This is a genomic window from Ulvibacterium sp. (genome assembly GCF_965248315.1).
Taxonomy (GTDB): Bacteria; Bacteroidota; Bacteroidia; order Flavobacteriales; family Flavobacteriaceae; genus Ulvibacterium.
Map to the genome: position 1 here is coordinate 1,600,506 of NZ_CBDFIX010000002.1, position 18,718 is coordinate 1,619,223.

An 18,718-nucleotide genomic window follows, 5' to 3' on the forward strand; every position below is an offset into this window, starting at 1 on the left:
AGATCCCAAGTAAAAAACCCTAAAACAGGGATTTGGACCAAGCGTGATTCGGAAACCGGTAAGTTTATGGATGGAAAAACATCAAGTAAAAAACCATTTAAAGGAGTAAGAAAGGAAAAGTAATAATTGAGTAATATGACAAAATACTTACAATTGATTAAACAGTTAGCCCCTATCGATGCAATAGTGGCTAAAAAGAGAAACGGTCTAGGAAGAATACTGGACCATTACGTAGTTTATTTAGGCAATGGTGTTTTTATAGGTAATCTTAAAGGTGCGGTTAAAATTATCCCAGAGAATGAACTTATGGAACTCCTGCAAGAATACGAACCTGTGAGAATCCGAAAGTTTAGAGGGAGCCATTTTGACATTCAAAATGCAATTAAGAGGGCGTATCAAAAGCTGGGTCAGCGTTATAGCTTCTTAGGCTTCAATTGTGAGCATTTTGCAAATTGGGTACAATACGGTAAAGAGAGAAGTAGTCAAGTAAATACCGGCTTGATGGTGCTTGGAAGCGTAATCTTTTTAAGACTTATATCGAACGATGAATAAAGTACTTAGACGCTTTTTGTTTTACCTAATCGGATTTCTTGTAGCAATTAGCTATTTGTCATATCGTTATCTGTATTTAGAGGGTGCAAACGATTTTCACAAAGAAATTTTGGTAACAGCAGCCTTCGCAGTTGTAATCGGATGCTTTACAGGTATTATAGAAATCGTTAAAGCACATGGGAAATACTTTTGGATTGCCTTAAGGTGTTTCCTTTTAATTCCAAACAAAAAAGTATACGTATCTCTAAGTTACTTACTCAGAATTAAAATACCAGGAGACGAAAAGTATTTTTTGGTCAAGGGTGGTAAGATTAATCAATATCAGCCAGTTGGAGGTGTATATAAATTAGTTGGTAATAAGGATTTATACAAGGACTGGAAGGCAGCCCCGAAAGCGGATGGAAAGAACCCTAAAGACCTACGGTTTTTTGTAAGCGCAAAATTCGTCCCAAAAATTATCAGTTGGTTCTATTCTCGAAAGGACAGGGAAACTGGGGTATGGCGAGAATTTTCGGAAGAATTGGTTGAAACTCAAATTTTAAGTGCTACTAATTTCAAATCTATTAGAGCAGAATACCTCGGGACTGAGGAGAACATCCTGTGCAAACAAACACGCTTTAAGGATGAAGAGTATCATACTTTGATTTACGATATTTTCCAGATTGAACTAAATACAAAGCAGTTAAAGGAATTTAAAAAACTATTAAAAAGCAGCTCATTTAATGAGAAGTATGCCTTTGTTAGTGAAGATGACATAAAAAAAGAATGCTTTAACGAACATAAAACAAGAATAGGACAACACGCAAAATACATATCGTAAATGAATTTTCAAGATTACTTATATAGAAATGGCTTTCAGCGAGAGGACTTATTGGCAAGACTTGCTGAGTCTCTCGAGCTTGACGAAACAAGGTCAAATAAGATGGAGACTGCCTACAATGCCATCTATGATGTTTTAAAAGCAGACCCAGTGTTTTTCTCTAAGGTTGATTTTGTGGTTTACCCGCAAGGCTCAAAAGCCATAGGAACAACAACAAAGCCAATAGGAAAGGATGAATTTGATTTGGATATTGTGGTTCAAATTAAGGATTCGTACAGGAACTACACCTCTTCAGAGATTTACAATCACCTAATACGTGTTTTCACAAGCAATGAGGTTTATAGGCCAAAACTTCTAAAAAAGAATAGGTGCGCAAGAATAAATTACGCTGGGGATTTTCATTTAGATATTTTGCCTGGTTGCATAATCATTCCTTTCGAAGATAAAATTATGGTACCCGACCGAGAACTTGCATCTTGGACTTCTTCTTTTCCAAAGGGATATGCTAAATGGTTTACGGATAAAGCCGAAGATGTCCGAGAGCCATTATTGTTGCGAAAAGCATTTACTGATTATGTTACCCTATCTGAAGCGAAGGCTGAACAGGAGGAATTACCAGACGAGAACATCTATGAAAAAGAGCCGCTAAAACGTGCTGTACAGCTTACTAAACGATACAGAGATATTTTCTTTGAGAAAAAACCAAAACACAAAACATCAAGTATCGTATTGACTACAATTTTCGGAGAATTATACCAAGGTGAGGCATCGATTTATGAAACAATTGATAATACACTCAATAGGATTTTAGAGCGCTACACTAGCTATGAAAAGCTTTTTGAAAGTAGTGGAGTCTATAAAAGGATTAAGGTTTTAAATCCAGTAAATGAAGATGAGGACTTTACTGAAAAGTGGGATAAGGACAAAGAATACTATACTCAATTCATCAGTTTTGTTAGGAGCTATAAAGAAAAATGGGAGCAGTTAAAAAATGGGAACTTTAGTGTTGCGGAAGACTTGTTTGGCAGTACAACAACTAAAACCATTTTAAAGTCTCAACTAGACAACTTATCTGGAAATGGTAAAAATGAATTAGAAAAAGCAGGTCTTACTTTATTGTCTGGTAAAAGTTATGTTGACGACCGAGGAAGAATTTCTAGAGATTCAGGCTACCCGAGCAAGCCTAATAGAAACTATGGTGGTGTAGAATTAAATTTGAATTCGGGTAAAAAGGATATACAGAGGAACTATGTTGCAGCATATATCCAAAAAGACTATTTAAATAAACATTTTCCTTGGCTTAAAACTGTCATCACCGATGGAAAATTGTTGGGAAAAGGAAAAATCAAACCCAATGGATGCAAAAAAGAATATGAGATTCTTGTCGAGTATGATATCAATAGGCAAGGGCGAAAAGAAAGGGTTTATGTGCTAAATGATAGTCAAATCAAGTTTGGTAAAACACCACATCTATATCCTGGAAATAGTTTGTGCCTTTACTATCCCAAAGATTTATCACCACATTTGGACTTGAATTTTGTGGATGTTATGCCTTGGATATCAGAATGGCTTATAATGTATGAACTATGGAAGAAGTATGGTCTGTGGTTAGCAGATGAAGTCAAGCACTAGATTTTCCTCTCATTTCCTCTTATCCCCAGCCCTTTTATCAAAAGCAATCAAATTAAACAGTTCACGCATCCGGCTACGGACGCGATTACCATAGCGTTCTTCCAGTTCTTCGGCATTAAGGTTGGTAGTAGCGTGGGTCTTTATTTTTCGTTTGGTATCGAGATAGAGTTCGTAGCGGGATAAAAGCACTTCACCCATCACATTTAAGTCCTTACCATAAAAGCGTCCGGCAGGTTCTACGCCCAAATCGTCAAAACAGTAAAATTTAGCATTGCCATATTCCTCGACAGTTTTAAAACCCAAATGATTAAAGCTGAAAGTAACATTTCGGCACGGAATCATTTCATAAGGGCGTTGTAAAGGCACAATATGGCGCAACAATTTCATCAAACTGGTCTTACCACAGCCTACAGGCCCGGAAAGTAGAATACCTTTTTCAATGTCGATGTCATATTTCTCACAGTTGTCCTTGTCTTTGATAAAATATGAACATAGCTTCAACAGAATACCCTTATCCTCATCATAAATCCTGAACTTTTTACCAAACAGCAGCTTGCCTTTAGCATTCAAATAAATCAAGATTTTTGGGAAGTCGTACAGTACGCTTTTCCCATCAAACTTTCCCAGCGAATATTCCACGCCGCCTTCGGTGATTTTAGAGGGGTTGTCCATAGTCTTTCGTTTTCGTGGTTCGCAAGTTGTCCTTGATTTGGGATGCTTCTTTTTTGTTTGGTTTGTTTTCAGCTTCAAAAAGTTCGGTTCTGTCCATCCAGTTGATAGCCACAGCTCGCCAATCCCGAATCGGTTCGCCATCGCCTGTTTGCCAATCTCGGTCAGCGTAGTGCTGGTAGAACTTTTCAGCTTCAGCTTTATTAAAATTCTTTTCTTCAAAAAAATCAACTACGGCCAGACAGTCCTTTGGCTGTTTTATGTAGTTTTCTTGTTTGATATTGTTTGTATTAGATACCAATGCTTGTCCACCTATGGGACGGCGTTGGTACACCGCCTGTCCATTTTTGGGATGGTGGTGTCCTTCAAGCGGTACACCTCTGGGATAGTACTGTTCCGCAAGCTGTTCTAAAATGGGATTGTACTGTCCCGTAGCTGGTTCATCACTTGTCCCTAAAATAGACATCTTGATTTTACTGCCCTTGTATGGATTGTTGGACGGGAAATAGGATAGATATTCCCACGAGTGAAGCTCGGTTATGCATCTGTGATAGGTAGACTTTGAACCAATCTTGGCAACACGCATCAATTCCCTTCGGTTTACGTAGAATTCATCCATAAAACGGCAACTGTTCCATTCCTGGAACAGCGCCATATACAGACTGATATGGGTAGGATTTAGGCGGTCATCAAAATAAAACGTTTCAAAAGCCGCATTGAGTAGCTTTATATAGTTCATATTTTCAAGAATTAAAACCGTGATGCACACGGTTGGCATCCATTACCTTTTGAATTTCCTCGGCATCATAATAGATGATTCCGCCTACCTTAGTGTATGGCAAGGTGCCATTGATGCGAAGGTTCTGAAGTGTACCCGGACTCACTTGAAGCAAATCCATTACTTCGGAAGATTTAAGATATTTCTTGATTTTTCCAGAAGCCTGTTTGGACAAAAGACTTTTGATGTCATCGAGCAATTCCATTTTGAATTCTCGAAGGTCGTCTGTGGTGATAATACTTGTCGGCATATTAGAACGGTTTTAAAAGAAAAGGACTATCATAGGTTTAAAATTTTTAATGATAGCCCTTAACCCGATTTGACTTTCGTTCTACAAATTTGATATGTATTATCGGATTTTCTTCCCCAGTACGACCGTACTACGGTCAAAATTTAACATCTTGAAATTTGGTTTGATTTGGTGTTGTTTAATCGCGTTGATGCCGCAAATTATACTCAAATCGAACTAAATTTCATGATAAATAGAAGGAAAACCAAAACACCGTAGGTCAACCGTACTACGGACTTTTTTTAGCATTTTAATTTGATGTATAAAAGGCTGATAAACATTACTATTTCTCGCTTTTATCCATTGCTGAAAGAAGGGAAGTGGACAGCTCATCAAGGAAAAGCGTTCGGCTTTTTTTCCTGTATTTTATGTCTTGATAGGTTTTATAGATGTCTTTCGGCTCAACATCGAAAATCTGACTTAAATAATCTGAAATTTTAACAATACTCAGATTGTTTTTAGCACCAAGCCCTTTAGCGTGAAGCGCATAAATAAGTTCCACATAGTCTGTATTGCTGAACGGCCAATGCATTTTTTCGATGTGAGATAAGGAAATCTCATTTCCATTCAACCCGTTCTTCAATCTATTTTGCTTGTCCACTAAATATTTGGTTAGGGACTTGTAGGCATTGTATTTGCCGAGCAACATATCTCTTGCTGTACAGAATTCCGGGTCTTGAAAGTAGAATTTGGAAAGTGTGATATGATACCCATTGAGATAATCACGAGTGTAATATTCTTTGTCAAAATGCGTCTGCCCTGATTCAATGTATCTTCCGAAGTCCAAATTATAGAGAAAGAATCGATTGAGTTTGTTGCTTTTTTTTTTGATGGATTTAAGCTGACTTTTTAAGTCGATTTTCGGGAACTGGATTTCAAACGAATGGATTTCGGAATAGTAGATTAACTCAACGAGAGGAACTTGTTTAGTTACTTTAAAAAAATGGATTTCGTCTTGAATGGATTTGAAGCCTTGCGACAGGACCTCTTTTTTAAGTGTGCTTAATGAATCACGGCAGAGCCCAATGGAACGGTGTGCCCTTTCAAGGATGCTCTCGTTTTGAAGTTTTATATCATCAAGTTCTTTTTTTAGTCGCTGTGTTAATAATTGAAAGTCCATAAGTAGGTGTATTTTGATATGAAACCATAGAAATGGGATTTAGTTGATGTGGTTGGTTAGATGATATCATAGTCCTGCAAAATGATATAAATGAATGCCACAGGTCATTAAATTTGTGGCTCATTGGTGTATTTTCTGGAACTCTCACTAAAATAATTTTACTTCGTAAACGTACAAGGAAAACTTGCCGTATTTAATTACGGAACGAGCCGTATTTTTCTACGGAAACCCTGTGAGACACTGAATATGCTAAGGTCTTCAGAGAGGAAATTTAATTATCTTTTTTTACGAAATCGCTTTAAGAATTCACGACGGTTCTTCACACCCGTTTTCTTGAAGATGTTTGAGGCGTGTTTTGATACGGTGCTTTCGGCAATGAACAGTTCCTCAGCAATTTTCTTATAACTAAGATTACTAAGGATGGATAGCGCAACTTCAATTTCCCTTCTGGTTAAATCCTCATAGATTATCTTGCGCTCTACAGATTCCTCGCGCTGTTTTTTCTTCAGGGCAAATACTTCATACATTCGGGTATTGTTTTCCAAAAAGTATAGATACCTATCTACTTCAATGGCTGTAATGGCAAAGAAGGCCAAGTTCATTACAGTAAAGGTTATGCATTGATAATCACCTATTACGGTGCAGATGGGTAACAGGGCTATACTTGCTACACTCACCATAGATAATTTGTTTCGCCTTAAAATAAAGGCATTCGGGTTGCTCGGATTTGAAATACGACGATAGAAAATGATGAGAAATACAAATGCTATTATGGATATGGGAATAGTAAAAAGAAAGCGAGCCGCATCTAACGAATCGGTCAAAAAATAAGGCATCAAAAAAAGAACTACATAGCTTCCACTTGCTAAAAATGCGAGATTTTTAATAGATGAATTGAATTTCAATACGACGATGTCATATTCTTTATAGAGGTAATAAACGATGTAAACGCATAATGCAATTGCCACACTATACGTTATGATATATTGAAGTATGAATGGTCCCGGAAAGTTATCTATGGGTAAAAATCCGCCCGTGACATTGTACACAATAAAAAGGATGCCCAGATATAAAAACCGTCGAAGGCTACTTCGTGTATTCCTTCTTGAAAAGTAAAAAGTGAGCAATACAATGACCGTATCTATTAAAAGATAGAAGAACGTTGTCCAATGTATTGACGTGCCGAACATTTACATTACTGGTCATTGCGCTCAAATTTGTTGGTTTCTAAATTCTTTGAAACGTTGTTCCAATTGAAAATCTGTCCGTTCATAGCAATATAAACATCCGGTTTTAGAAGCTGTAATGAGCTCAGTGCATAGCCTAAATTAAATGGTGCATCTGTCTCTGCAGATGAACCTAAAATGAAAGACCCAACCAGTACGATGGTTTTATTCAGGTTGAGTTTTCCGATATATTTTGCGGTATCTTCCATTGTGAAAGTACCGTGAGTTATCAAAATCTTTGTCGCAGCAGATTCCTTAATCTTGCAAACCAACTGCGCTCTGTCCTCATCTGTGATGGCTCTGCTATCCTTTTTGAACACACTTTCAATGGTGTAATCAAAGTCTATATTGGCTTTCTCAAGAAAACCTTGAATCGTGACATTTGATTGGGTTACACCTTTTCCGTCCACATAATCCAGTCCTTCGATGGTGCCGCCTGTTGTAAGAATATGTATCATAAAATAGGACTTGTTGTGACCTATAAAGATAGCAGATTTTTACCGGTAAATATTAAATAACATCGCATTAAAGACTTGGAAAGAATATCATTCCCACTTCTTTTTCTGCAACCGCACAGCATTAAAGATTGCCAATAATGCTACCCCAACATCGGCAAAAACAGCTTCCCACATTGATGCCAAACCACCAGCCCCAAGGATAAGGACGATTACCTTCACACCAAATGCCAGACCTATGTTTTGCCAAACTATCTTTCGGGTGGAACGACCGATTTTGACCGCTCTCGCTATCTTGCTCGGTTGGTCAGTCTGGATGATAACATCCGCCGTTTCGATGGCCACATCGCTACCCAAACCACCCATTGCGATACCTACATCGCTTGCAGCAAGTACGGGGGCATCATTGATACCGTCGCCCATAAAGGCTACAGTCGTATAAGGTTGTTTTTTGAGTTTCTCGACTTCGTTCAGTTTATCTTCCGGTAGCAGACCACCTTTCGCCCAATCGATATTCAATTCTTCAGACACCTGTTGGGTAATGGAATCCTTGTCGCCCGAGAGCATTATGATTTTAGAGATACCCGCCTCTCGTATCTGATTGATGGCTTGGTGTGCATCTTCCTTGAGTTCATCGGCAATGGTTACATATCCGGCAAACTTTTTATCGATGGCTACCATTACTATGGATTCGACTATAGTATCGGTTTCAGAGGGGACTTCGATGCTATTAGAAACCATCAAAGCTTTATTGCCCACTAATACCTGCTTTCCATTGACCGTACCTTTCAGTCCCTTTCCAGCAACTTCGGAAACTTCGGTTGCTTCAAAATCGGCACCATCGGCCTTATATTCCAGTATCGCTTTTGCAATGGGATGGGTGGATTGTTTTTCCATCGCCATCAGGTATTGCATAAATTCCGCTTCTGCAAAATTGGATTTATTGACCACTTCCTTAATCTTGAAGACCCCTTTGGTAACTGTACCCGTTTTGTCCATTACCACGGTATTTACCTTGGTAATCGCATCGAGAAAGGACGCACCTTTGAACAAAATCCCGTTGCGGGATGCCGCACCTAATCCGCCAAAATAGCCCAAGGGAATGGATATGACCAAGGCACAGGGACAGGAAATTACCAAGAAAATCAGAGCGCGGTAGAGCCAATCCCTAAACACATAATCGTCCACGAAGAAATAGGGCAAAAACGTCAGTCCGATGGCAAGGAAAACCACGATGGGTGTATAAATTCTGGCGAATTTTCTAATGAACAGCTCCGTTTTAGATTTTCGGGCGGTAGCGTTCTGAACCATATCCAAGATTCGGGCGATGGAACTGTCCTTAAATTCTTTGGTAGTCTTTACTTCAATGACCCCATCCAAGTTGATGCTTCCTGCATAGATTTTTTCGCTCTTGGCAATGGTATCGGGTTTGCTTTCACCGGTAATGGCAGCCGTGTTCAGCGATGCTTTTTCTGAAAGTAAAATGCCGTCCAAAGGAATTTTTTCGCCTACGCGAACCTGAATTCTTTCACCAATCTCGACCGTTTCGGGATTGACCGAAACAAAATCCTCATTTCTATAAACCAATGCTTCATCGGGTCGCGCATCCAAAAGTGCCTTTATATTTCCCTTCGCCCTATTTACCGCAGCGTTCTGGAAGAGTTCGCCCACGGCATAAAATAGCATTACGGCCACACCCTCGGGATATTCGCCTATGGCAAATGCCCCCAAGGTGGCAATGGACATCAAGAAAAATTCCGTAAAGAAATCACCGTTCCTGATACTGTTCCAGCCTTCTTTAATTACAGGAAACCCAACGGGAATGTAAGCTACAGTGTACCAAATAATCCGCACCCAGCCCCTGAAGAATGGGAACGTATCGAAATAATCTATGGCAATGCCCGTAATCAGCATTAAAAAGCTGAAAATGGCGGGCAAGTAGGTCTTAAAATTGGATACCTCTGCGGCACTGCTATGGTTATGTCCGTCATCGTGACTGTGCTCACCTTGATGTTCTTTCGGGTCTAAATCCCGTAAGTTTACTTTTTTCTTTTTCATTGCGTTTTTCGGTATTTATTTAAAATTTTGGCTATGTCTTCGGGCATTTCCATTCTTTTCAATGGTGGCACATCGCTTCCACCGGTATTTCCAATGGGTACGTGGTCGATAAATGATTTCCAACCACCAACCAAAAGTCGCAACACCTGACCCAGAACTTCTTTTGTGTTTCGCTGGCGTAACCCGAATTTTAACATTGACCAATGGGTATAGGTATGTTCCAACGGGTAGGATTGACCGAGAATATGGGAACGTTCAAGGTGATGCCAAGCTTGGGATGAATTTCCACTATGTAATGAAGAACGATATAGGTTCAGTTCATCTAAATAAAATGCTCTAAGGCCTATTGGTATGGTGGTATTAAATTTCATTATTTATTATTCATTTTTAAAGTGCAAGGTATGTATCTGACCTATGCAACGGAAGTGCATTATTGTCCGCTGCATTTGTCACAAATACCCTTCAGTACCAAATTGGCATCCTCTGCCACAAAGCCTTCTGGCAGATTGATATGTGGAATCTTATGTTCGGTCAGGCAAACGGTCTCATCGCAATTGTTACAATGGAAATGCAGGTGCAAATCTTGTTCAAGGTTACAATCGCAACCAGGCTCACAAAGTGCATATTTTTGTATGCCTGTACCATCATCTATTTGGTGCACAATTTTCTTTTCTTCAAAGGTGCGCAACGTTCTATATAAAGTCGTACGCTCTGCTTTCGCGAAAGCGGCTTCAATATCTGTCAATGATATGGCTACTTCCTTTTCTGCCAAATATTTATAAATCAATAACCGCATCGCCGTCGGGCGAACGCCATTTTCAGTGAGTCTTTGTTCTATTTTTTTCATTTTATAATTGTCTGTATTAATGTCCGTGTTCTTCCGCTTCGCCCTTTTTTAGTTCCGCCATTAGGTAGTAGGCGTTGTTATAGGCGTATTGTGTGTTCGGTTCTTGTTCGCTCAAAAAATCAATGGCAATCCAATCGCCATCGTGGGTGCCTTTGGTGATTTCAATGGGTTTGAATGACCAATCGTCACCTTCCTTTTCTGCCGAGAATACAAAGAATCTCTCGCCATCGGCTGCTATGGCAGCTTCGGGCATCGCCTTAGTTTGTGTATTTTCCGTTTGGATGCGCCCCTGAATGTACATCCCGGGAATCAGGTTGCCTTCCTTGTTCTCGATTTCAGCGTGTACGTGAATAGCCTTCGGATTTTGTTCAAAGGTCTTTCCTACGGAATAGATTTCGGCAGTCAGTTCCTTTCCGGGAATGGACTGTACATTGAAAACCACTTTTTGCCCTTCTTTCACCTTATGGACATCCTTTTCGAAAACCATCAAATCTGCGTGTACGTGATGGGTGTCCACAATTTCCATAAGGTCGGTCTGTGGTTCTACGTACTGCCCAGTCTTAATTTCTACTTTTTGGACGAATCCTTCAATGGGGCTTCTAAGAGATACACGCTGATAAATTGTACCGTTTCTTACGCCTGGTGCGCTGATACTCAACTGTTGCAGTTGCGCCTCAAGACCTTTTACCATACTTCGGGATGCCTGGTATTCGGCTTCTGCCTTTTGAAAATTGGCACCGCTGCCGACACCTGCATCGTACAGGGTTTTTTGCCGCTCATATTCCTTTTTAAGAAATTGACTATTACTGAAAGCATTGAGGTAATCCGTTTGTTTCTCGATGATATTGGGGTGGGACAGATAGGCGACCGTTTGCCCCTTATTAACCTTATCACCCTCGATAACTTCGATGGATACCACGTTGGCACCTACTACCGTTGTGATGGTGGCCTCGTTCTGAGGTGGGACTTCCAACTGCCCGTTGGCTTGCACATAACCGCTCATATTCCGCATTTGCAGGGTGTCGATTTCCATTTGTAGTGCATCGAACTGTTTAGCTGTGAGCATTACTTCCTCGGCTTCACCCTCGGAATGTTCTTTTTCCATTTCCAGATTGGCATTTTTATTCCCTGCGGTTTCTTTGTTGGAATCGCCACAAGCGGTCAACGCCAAAAGCATCGCCAACAAACCAATAGCTGTGTATTTTGATAGATTCTTCATTTTATTATTTGAAATATTGTAGTGCAAAAACTGATTTTAGATAATTGTCGAGCGCGTCCAGCGCATCCATTTCCGTCTGTATGGCATCCCTAATAATTTGGGTGAATGCGGCATAATCCACGGCACCTTCCTTATAGGCTAATAACGCACCCTGTCGCTGTTCCTCGGCAAGCGGTAAGGCCTTGTCCTTATAGAATCGCCAGGATGCTTCCCATTTTTGATACGCTTGTACAGCTTGTCGATATTCCGATTGCAGTTGGCGTTTGGTAAAGTCCGCATTGGCTTTTGCAATTTCACTTTGGATTTTGGCTGCCTTGGCCTGACTGCGTTCTGTACCAGAAAACAATGGAAGGGATATTCCTGCCTGATAAGTGTAGAATCCGTTACTGCCATTCACCCGTTGCAATCCGCCCTGAAGGTTGAGATTGGGCAACAAATCGGAACGTTCAGCTTGGTAGCTGGATTGGGCTTCCTCAATCCGCTTTCGCGAAAGTTCCAGTTCTGGATGGGTTTCTATGGTTGATGGAATTCCCAGTACTGCCATTTCATTTTCATCAAGGGTGTCGGGAACAGTATAGAACGTGTCGGAAACCAACCAAAGATTAAGCTTCTGTAGGGCAATGGCATAGTCACTTTCGGCCTGTTGAAGTTTATTGTTGATTTGTAATGCCTGATTGGTTGCCGATGAATATTCCAAACGTGAAATGGCCTCTACCTCGTAATTCAGTTCAATCGCCTTTTCAAATTGCGAGTAGATGGAATCCAGTTCACGATACAGTTCAAATTTCTGCCGTTGCTGATAGGCCTGTGACCAAGCTTTTTTGACTTCCTGTTCCACTTGCAATGCGGTAAAGTCAAGTGCGGTTTCCGCCAAGGCGATACGCTGTTTTTGCAACCGCTTCTTCGCACCGATACCGAACAGGTTGATATTCTGTTGAACCACGCCAACAAGGGTATAAATGCCCTGACCATCAGAAACTTCCTCACCACCGGTAAACACTTGGGTATTCCCTAAATCATAGGCCGTACCTTTTAGGGCGTTCTGCTTTTGAATTTCCAGTTGTTTTGTTTTCAATAGCGGATAGTTTTCTTTGGATATTTCTACCGCTTGTTCCAATGAAACAACAGGTAATGTATCGTTCTGCCGAACTTGTTGCGCTTCCGCTTTCGCGAAAGCAAAAAAGAAACAGACCACCGCAGAAGCGGTTACGATTTTCGGATTGACCTTTATCTTGCGTTCCGAACGTCTTTCTACCCATTGATAGAAAATGGGAAGAATGAATAGAGTCAACAAGGTGGATGTAATCAATCCACCGATAACGACCGTTGCCAACGGTCGCTGAACTTCTGCCCCTGCCGATGCGGAAATTGCCATTGGCAGAAACCCAAGGATATCGGTAAAGGCCGTGAGCATAATGGGGCGTACCCTTCTTTTTGTTCCTTCAACGATTCGCTCTTTTAGGTTTATAACGCCTTCCTCTTTCAGTTCGTTGAATCCGCTAATCATTACCAATCCGTTCAGTACGGCAACCCCAAAAAGCACGATAAAGCCAACCCCTGCGGAAATACTAAAGGGCATATCCCTAAGCCAGAGAGCGAACACGCCACCAATAGTCGCCATCGGTATGGCCAGATAAATCATCAACGTCTGCGGAAAGGATTTTAATGCAAAATATATCAGGATGAATATGAGTAATAGCGCAATAGGAACCACGGTCTGCAATCGGTCGCTGGCCCTTTCCAGATTTTCAAAGGCACCACCATAGCGGATAAAATAACCTGGGGGTAAATCGAGGTTTGCATCCAGCTTGTCCCTTATCTCATTGACCAGCGATTCCACATCGCGACCACGTACATTAACGCCTACATAGGTTCTGCGATTGGTATTGTCCCTGCTTATCTGCATCGGTCCCGGTGTGTATTCGATGGCCGCCAGTTCGTGAAGTGGAATTTGTGAACCGTTCGGTAGATTGATATAGAGATTACGGATATCGTTGATATCGCTTCGGTTCTGCTCATCGAGCCTTACCACCAAATCAAAACGCTTTTCACCTTCAAAAATGACCCCTGCGTACCCACCTGCAAAAGCGGATTGCACCATCATATTGAGTTGGTCGATGCTTACGCCGTATTGGGCCAGTTTGTTTCGATTGTACTTTATCGTCATCTGCGGTAAGCCCGATGTGGCTTCTGCCCGCATATCGCCTATACCTTCAGTACCTGCGATGATTTTGGTAATCTCGTCCGCTTTGGACGCAAGTACATCGATATCCTCACCGTATATCTTAATGGCAATATCCTCACGGATGCCTTCCAATAGTTCATTGAACCGCATTTCGATGGGTTGCGTAAATTCATAATTGACACCAGGGATAATGCTCACCGCATCCTTCATCTTGTCAATAAGTTCATCCTTGGATTCGGCAGAAACCCATTCGTCCTGCGGTTTCAGGATTACGAATACATCGGCAAAGTCCATAGGCATTGGGTCGGTAGGCACTTCCGCAACACCGATACGGCTAACTATTTTTTCCACTTCGGGAAATTCGGCCTTTACGATGCGTTCTATTTTTGTGGTGGTCTCGATGGTCTCGCTCAATGAGCTTCCGGGTTTCAAAATAGCGTGGAAAGCAATATCGCCCTCGTCCAATTGCGGTATGAACTCACCGCCCATTTTAGTGAACGTGAAGATAGCCACGGCAAAGATGGCCACCGCAATACTAACGACCCATTTTCCTTTTTCCAAGGCATTTAACAATAGGGGCTCATACTTGCGTTGTACCCAATGTACAAAACGGTCGCCCCACGATTTCTTTTCCTTTTTTGGCGGTTTCAGGAATAATGCGGACATCATCGGCACATAGGTCAGACATAAAACCATTGCACCAATCATCGCAAAGATGAACGTAAGTGCCATAGGCTGGAACATCTTGCCCTCGACACCTTCCAATGCCAAGATGGGTAGGAAAACGATAAGGATTATCAGCTGTCCGAAGAAGGCTGCGTTCATCATTTTTTTGGATGCATCGGCTGCAATTTCGTCACGGTCTTTCTTATCCAAAGATTTCTTTTTAAGCACATAACTGGCCATAAGAAATACACTCGCTTCCACGATAATGACCGCCCCATCTACGATAATACCAAAGTCGATTGCACCCAAGCTCATCAGGTTCGCCCATACGTCAAAAACATTCATTAGGATAAAGGCAAACAATAGGGATAGGGGAATGGTCGATGCCACAATCAGTCCGCCACGCCAGTTCCCCAAAAGAAAGACGAGTACAAAAATCACGATGAGCGCGCCTTCCAGAAGATTGTTGCGTACCGTGCCCGTTGTCTCACTTATGAGTTTACTTCTATCCAACAAGGGTTCGATGACCACGCCTTCGGGAAGTGATTTCTGGATTTCCGCCATCCTATCCTTAACGCGGACAATGACCTCGTTTGAGTTTGCGCCTTTGAGCATCATCACCAGTCCACCGACGACCTCGCCTTCGCCATCCTGCGTTAATGCCCCATAGCGAACGGCGGAACTGAAGCGTACATCGGCCACATCGTTTACGGTGATGGGCACACCATTTTCATTTTTAATAACGATTTTCTTGATGTCATTGAGGTTGCGTACCAAACCTTCACCCCGAATGAAGTTGGCCTGGTGGTTCTTTTCGATGTAGGCACCACCCGTATTCCTATTGTTTGCTTCCAAAGCTTTAAATACATCGGTAATGGTAAGCCCGATAGCCTTCAATTCGTTGGGGTCAACGGCCACTTCATATTGTTTAATCTTTCCACCTATCGCATTGATTTCAACGACGCCAGGCACCATCGCCATTTGTCGTTGTACAATCCAATCCTGCATCGTGCGCAAGTCGGCAAGGGAATACTCGTCCTGAAACTCAGGCTTGACCTTTAAGGTGTATTGGTACACTTCGCCCAAACCAGTTGTAATAGGTCCCATCGATGGCTGGCCCAATTCCTCTGGAATTTGCTCGCGTACCTCAGTCAGTTTTTCGGAAACGAGCTGGCGTGGCAAAAAGGTTCCCATATCATCGTCAAAAACTACCGTTACCACCGATAGCCCGAATCGGGAAATCGAACGGATTTCCTTGACATCGGGAAGGTTGCTCATCGCCACTTCCACGGGATAGGTTACGAACTGTTCGATATCCTCTGTACCCAGATTGGGCGATTGCGTGATGACCTGTACCTGGTTGTTGGTTATATCCGGCACAGCATCTATGGGAACTTGGGTCATACTGTAGATACCGGCACCGATGAGTGCCAGTGTAAGCAGACCGATAATAAATTTGTTATTGATTGAAAAATCAATGATTCTGTTAATCATAGATTTAGGTGTTAATTCAGTTAAAAATGAAATTGTGCTTTCCCTTCGACTGCGCTTTGGACAGGCGCGCAAGGCAAATACACCATTTGAAGTTTCCTAAAGCTGAAAACTTCAAAACTGGATATAGTAATCCTGTAAAACTGAATTAAACCTGCGGGGGCTGAAAGAGAGAGAAAGTAATATCCTTACCGATACTGTCGAAGTGGGCAAAGTTATCCTGTGGAATGGTCGCTTGAAGCGGTTCGAAGTTAGCAATACCAAAGTGTATCGTGTGAACGTGACAGCAGTGGCACTGGCAGAACGGTGAGCAAAGTTCGCAATCGTCACCGTGGTCACCATCAAAATCAACTACTGAAACGGTTTGGGAATCGTCGGCGACATCACCAACATCGCTACAAGGCACCACATTGAGCGCCAAGAAGTAAATCGATAATATGATTGCCAAAACTTTCACGATGCAAAGATAACAGAATTTCGGTGCAACAGGGTTGCAAAGTCCTATTTCAACGAATCAATCACACTACCGCACGTTAACATTGCATCACCATAATAAGGATTACGGATTTCTTCTTCGGTGCTCAACCAAACCGCACCTTTATTGTTGTTTGCCATTGGGCATTTTTGAACGTATAGGGGGTTGTCAATGCTTTCGAGATTCATTGCTATTGCAACCAAATTTTCATTGAGAATGACGAAATGACTACGTTGGTTTTCTAAATTAGAATTACTTGCAATGGCATCCAGCATTTCAATACTTTTGGATAGATGGGTTTTGAGCATTTTGTCCAAATCTTTTTGTGATATCACCTTCATTTTTTCGGAAGATACTTTCGCAAAATCGGAAACTTTTTCTGCATTACTCGCTACCAAAGCATCTTTGAGTTCAAGGTATGACGGCAAAGCCTTCACAAACTGTTCTTGAAAAGAAGTTGAAAGTGACATTTCCATCGCCATCATTTCTTTCTCTTCTTCAGTACTTTGATTCATCATCGATTTCTTCCCCTGCAATTGCGCAGCTGCATCTACGGTAAAAGTGCCATTGGTCACAATCTCATCGCCATTTTTTAAACCGGATGTAACCGTAAACATATCGCCATTGCGATTGCCAAGAGTAACTTCCCGCATTTCAAAAACAGGTTCGTTGGCGTTGGTTTTGATGTACACCAAAGACCGTTCACCCGTCCACATCACAGCACTTGCAGGTATGGTCAGGTTTGATTCCGTATTTACCGTTGTTCCTTCTACTTTGCCAGTTACGAACATTCCGGGTTTTAGCATTCCATCGCTATTTTTGAGATTGGCCCGAACGGTTACGGTGCGGGTTTGGGTATTCAGAACAGGGTCTATAAATGAGACCGTTGCATCAAATTCCTTATTTGGATAAGCATTTGTCGTTACTGAAATTTTCTGCCCTTTTTTAAACTCTGAAATCTGGTTTTCGTAGGCATCAAATTCCGCCCATACAGAGTTTAGGTTACTCACCTTTACAATGGGCTGTCCCTGTTTTACATAGTCGCCTTCGGCAGCCATTTTTTCTGAAACCGTTCCGGATACGGTCGCATAAATCGGAAAGTTCTCTTTGACCTTGCCGGATTCCTCTATGCTATTGATTTGGGCTTCCGAGAGTTTCCAAAGTTTCAGTTTGTTGCGTACCGCCTTGTATAGTGAGGGTTGCGATTCTTTTAGCGAAGCCGCAGTAATCAATTCTTGCTGAGCAGCTATCAGATTAGGTGCATAAATGGTTGCCAACAATTGCCCTTTTTGTACTTCCTGACCTTCAAAATTGACGTTGAGCCGTTCAATTCTACCATCGAAATAACTGGCCTGCACCGCATTTTCTTCCTCGTTCATCTTGATTTTTCCCGAAAGGGAAATCATATTCTCATCATCTACAGAAGCATTTCCCACGATGGATGTTTGGATGTCCGCCAATGCCATCGCATTTTTGGTCATCTTTATTTCGTTCATTGCAAGTCCATCAGCACCTGATTCCGCAGGAATTAAATCCATTCCGCAAATGGGACAATCACCTGGTTCGGGTTGCATAATCTGGGGGTGCATCGAGCAGGTCCACATTTGACCTTCCGCTTCTGTGGAATGGTCGTGCTTATCTGTCATAGATTCTTCCGATGAGCCACCGAAAATGAGCCAACCACCAAGCAGTCCGACAACGACTGCAATAGCGATATATATGAAATTCTTGTTCATAGCTATTTATTTTTCGTTCTGTAATCGTTCAATCATTTCTTTCATTTCGGCAATTTCCCTGCGCTGTGCCTTGATGATTTCTTCTGCCAGTTTCTTCACCTCTGGGTCTTTGATGTCCGCTCGTTCACTGGTCAATATAGCGATGGAATGATGCGGTATCATTGCTTTCATCCATAGTACGTCACCTACTGTGGATTTTTGGTCGCGAACCAAAAACAATGCCCCAAAAAACAAGACCAAACTACCTAAAAGAATGGCAATATTCTTTTTCTTGTCGGTGTACATCTTCCGCATAAAAAACCACATAATGACTGCCATTGCTGCTATGCCCAGACAGACCATATAGAAGCGCGTTAGGCTGAACCATACGTGGTCGAGTTCATAGGTGTTGAGATACATTGTGATGTACATTGCTACAAATGAGCAAGCCAGCATCATAAAAAATGTTCTGTATTTTCCTTTGTTTGCGTGTTTTGAATGTTCCATAGTTTTTGAATTTT

General features: G+C 41.6%; 17 protein-coding genes. 3 read left to right on the forward strand and 14 right to left on the reverse strand.

Features of this window, described 5'->3' with window-relative positions; translation table 11 throughout:
- Positions 1-135 precede the first annotated feature (135 nt).
- From ACP2AF_RS08405 to ACP2AF_RS08415, 3 genes are read left to right on the forward strand one after another with little or no spacing between them, the layout of a single operon-like run.
- Complete coding sequence (locus ACP2AF_RS08405) at positions 136-552, forward strand: lecithin retinol acyltransferase family protein (RefSeq protein ID WP_154917249.1); 417 nt, start codon at positions 136-138, stop codon at positions 550-552.
- Positions 545-1,372, forward strand: a complete 828-nt coding sequence (locus tag ACP2AF_RS08410; protein ID WP_149304601.1) for a hypothetical protein — start codon at positions 545-547, stop codon at positions 1,370-1,372. Before ACP2AF_RS08405 ends, ACP2AF_RS08410 begins: the two co-directional genes overlap by 8 nt.
- Positions 1,373-3,004 carry a nucleotidyltransferase domain-containing protein gene (locus ACP2AF_RS08415; RefSeq protein WP_149304602.1) on the forward strand — a complete coding sequence of 544 codons (1,632 nt, stop codon included), beginning with the start codon at positions 1,373-1,375 and terminating at the stop codon, positions 3,002-3,004.
- A 9-nt stretch (positions 3,005-3,013) separates the two neighbouring features.
- On the opposite strand, the gene ACP2AF_RS08420 is transcribed toward ACP2AF_RS08415, so the two are convergent.
- From ACP2AF_RS08420 to ACP2AF_RS08485, 14 genes are all read right to left on the reverse strand, one after another.
- Positions 3,014-3,676, reverse strand: a complete 663-nt coding sequence (locus ACP2AF_RS08420; protein ID WP_149304603.1) for an ATPase — start codon at positions 3,674-3,676, stop codon at positions 3,014-3,016.
- On the reverse strand, positions 3,660-4,412 hold the full coding sequence (locus tag ACP2AF_RS08425; protein WP_149304604.1) for a hypothetical protein: 753 nt from the start codon (positions 4,410-4,412) through the stop codon (positions 3,660-3,662). The genes ACP2AF_RS08420 and ACP2AF_RS08425 overlap by 17 nt, the downstream gene beginning before the upstream one ends.
- 4 nt (positions 4,413-4,416) lie before the next feature.
- On the reverse strand, positions 4,417-4,701 hold the full coding sequence (locus ACP2AF_RS08430) for a helix-turn-helix domain-containing protein (protein ID WP_149304605.1): 285 nt from the start codon (positions 4,699-4,701) through the stop codon (positions 4,417-4,419).
- Between the two features lie 322 nt (positions 4,702-5,023).
- Complete coding sequence (locus ACP2AF_RS08435; protein WP_149304606.1) at positions 5,024-5,860, reverse strand: RteC domain-containing protein; 837 nt, start codon at positions 5,858-5,860, stop codon at positions 5,024-5,026.
- Positions 5,861-6,135: 275 nt separating this feature from the next.
- Positions 6,136-7,050, reverse strand: coding sequence for a helix-turn-helix domain-containing protein (locus ACP2AF_RS08440; RefSeq protein ID WP_149304607.1), 915 nt, complete (start codon positions 7,048-7,050; stop codon positions 6,136-6,138).
- Positions 7,051-7,055: 5 nt separating this feature from the next.
- Complete coding sequence (locus ACP2AF_RS08445; RefSeq protein WP_149304608.1) at positions 7,056-7,544, reverse strand: asparaginase domain-containing protein; 489 nt, start codon at positions 7,542-7,544, stop codon at positions 7,056-7,058.
- An 87-nt stretch (positions 7,545-7,631) separates the two neighbouring features.
- Positions 7,632-9,599: a heavy metal translocating P-type ATPase gene (locus ACP2AF_RS08450; RefSeq protein ID WP_149304609.1), complete on the reverse strand. Its 1,968-nt coding sequence runs from the start codon at positions 9,597-9,599 to the stop codon at positions 7,632-7,634.
- Positions 9,596-9,970 (reverse strand): DUF3703 domain-containing protein, encoded by a 375-nt coding sequence (locus ACP2AF_RS08455; protein ID WP_138257808.1) that lies wholly within the window; start codon positions 9,968-9,970, stop codon positions 9,596-9,598. Before ACP2AF_RS08455 ends, ACP2AF_RS08450 begins: the two co-directional genes overlap by 4 nt.
- A 59-nt stretch (positions 9,971-10,029) precedes the next feature.
- Positions 10,030-10,446 carry a Fur family transcriptional regulator gene (locus ACP2AF_RS08460; protein ID WP_138257807.1) on the reverse strand — a complete coding sequence of 139 codons (417 nt, stop codon included), beginning with the start codon at positions 10,444-10,446 and terminating at the stop codon, positions 10,030-10,032.
- A gap of 16 nt (positions 10,447-10,462) precedes the next feature.
- On the reverse strand, positions 10,463-11,665 hold the full coding sequence (locus ACP2AF_RS08465) for an efflux RND transporter periplasmic adaptor subunit (RefSeq protein ID WP_149304610.1): 1,203 nt from the start codon (positions 11,663-11,665) through the stop codon (positions 10,463-10,465).
- 4 nt (positions 11,666-11,669) lie between these two features.
- The gene (locus ACP2AF_RS08470; RefSeq protein WP_138257805.1) at positions 11,670-16,010 is read right to left on the reverse strand and encodes a CusA/CzcA family heavy metal efflux RND transporter; all 4,341 of its coding nucleotides are present in this window, start codon (positions 16,008-16,010) and stop codon (positions 11,670-11,672) included.
- A gap of 145 nt (positions 16,011-16,155) precedes the next feature.
- The gene (locus ACP2AF_RS08475) at positions 16,156-16,464 is read right to left on the reverse strand and encodes a DUF6660 family protein (protein WP_045802071.1); all 309 of its coding nucleotides are present in this window, start codon (positions 16,462-16,464) and stop codon (positions 16,156-16,158) included.
- A gap of 44 nt (positions 16,465-16,508) precedes the next feature.
- Entirely contained in the window at positions 16,509-18,218 is a 1,710-nt protein-coding gene (locus ACP2AF_RS08480) for an efflux RND transporter periplasmic adaptor subunit (protein ID WP_138257803.1), read from the reverse strand.
- A 6-nt stretch (positions 18,219-18,224) separates the two neighbouring features.
- Positions 18,225-18,704 (reverse strand): DUF305 domain-containing protein, encoded by a 480-nt coding sequence (locus tag ACP2AF_RS08485; protein ID WP_045802073.1) that lies wholly within the window; start codon positions 18,702-18,704, stop codon positions 18,225-18,227.
- Between the last annotated feature and the right edge of the window lie 14 nt (positions 18,705-18,718).

What these genes read in the sequence shown, in the direction of transcription:
- ACP2AF_RS08410 (WP_149304601.1), top strand. Translation starts at nt 545, where the DNA reads ATGAATAAAGTACTTAGACGCTTTTTGTTTTACCTAATCGGATTTCTT.
- ACP2AF_RS08420 (WP_149304603.1), bottom strand. Translation starts at nt 3,676, where the DNA reads ATGGACAACCCCTCTAAAATCACCGAAGGCGGCGTGGAATATTCGCTG.
- ACP2AF_RS08445 (WP_149304608.1), bottom strand. Translation starts at nt 7,544, where the DNA reads ATGATACATATTCTTACAACAGGCGGCACCATCGAAGGACTGGATTAT.
- ACP2AF_RS08430 (WP_149304605.1), bottom strand. Translation starts at nt 4,701, where the DNA reads ATGCCGACAAGTATTATCACCACAGACGACCTTCGAGAATTCAAAATG.
- ACP2AF_RS08405 (WP_154917249.1), top strand. Translation starts at nt 136, where the DNA reads ATGACAAAATACTTACAATTGATTAAACAGTTAGCCCCTATCGATGCA.
- ACP2AF_RS08460 (WP_138257807.1), bottom strand. Translation starts at nt 10,446, where the DNA reads ATGAAAAAAATAGAACAAAGACTCACTGAAAATGGCGTTCGCCCGACG.
- ACP2AF_RS08470 (WP_138257805.1), bottom strand. Translation starts at nt 16,010, where the DNA reads ATGATTAACAGAATCATTGATTTTTCAATCAATAACAAATTTATTATC.
- ACP2AF_RS08440 (WP_149304607.1), bottom strand. Translation starts at nt 7,050, where the DNA reads ATGTTCGGCACGTCAATACATTGGACAACGTTCTTCTATCTTTTAATA.
- ACP2AF_RS08435 (WP_149304606.1), bottom strand. Translation starts at nt 5,860, where the DNA reads ATGGACTTTCAATTATTAACACAGCGACTAAAAAAAGAACTTGATGAT.
- ACP2AF_RS08450 (WP_149304609.1), bottom strand. Translation starts at nt 9,599, where the DNA reads ATGAAAAAGAAAAAAGTAAACTTACGGGATTTAGACCCGAAAGAACAT.
- ACP2AF_RS08425 (WP_149304604.1), bottom strand. Translation starts at nt 4,412, where the DNA reads ATGAACTATATAAAGCTACTCAATGCGGCTTTTGAAACGTTTTATTTT.
- ACP2AF_RS08415 (WP_149304602.1), top strand. Translation starts at nt 1,373, where the DNA reads ATGAATTTTCAAGATTACTTATATAGAAATGGCTTTCAGCGAGAGGAC.
- ACP2AF_RS08480 (WP_138257803.1), bottom strand. Translation starts at nt 18,218, where the DNA reads ATGAACAAGAATTTCATATATATCGCTATTGCAGTCGTTGTCGGACTG.
- ACP2AF_RS08455 (WP_138257808.1), bottom strand. Translation starts at nt 9,970, where the DNA reads ATGAAATTTAATACCACCATACCAATAGGCCTTAGAGCATTTTATTTA.
- ACP2AF_RS08465 (WP_149304610.1), bottom strand. Translation starts at nt 11,665, where the DNA reads ATGAAGAATCTATCAAAATACACAGCTATTGGTTTGTTGGCGATGCTT.
- ACP2AF_RS08485 (WP_045802073.1), bottom strand. Translation starts at nt 18,704, where the DNA reads ATGGAACATTCAAAACACGCAAACAAAGGAAAATACAGAACATTTTTT.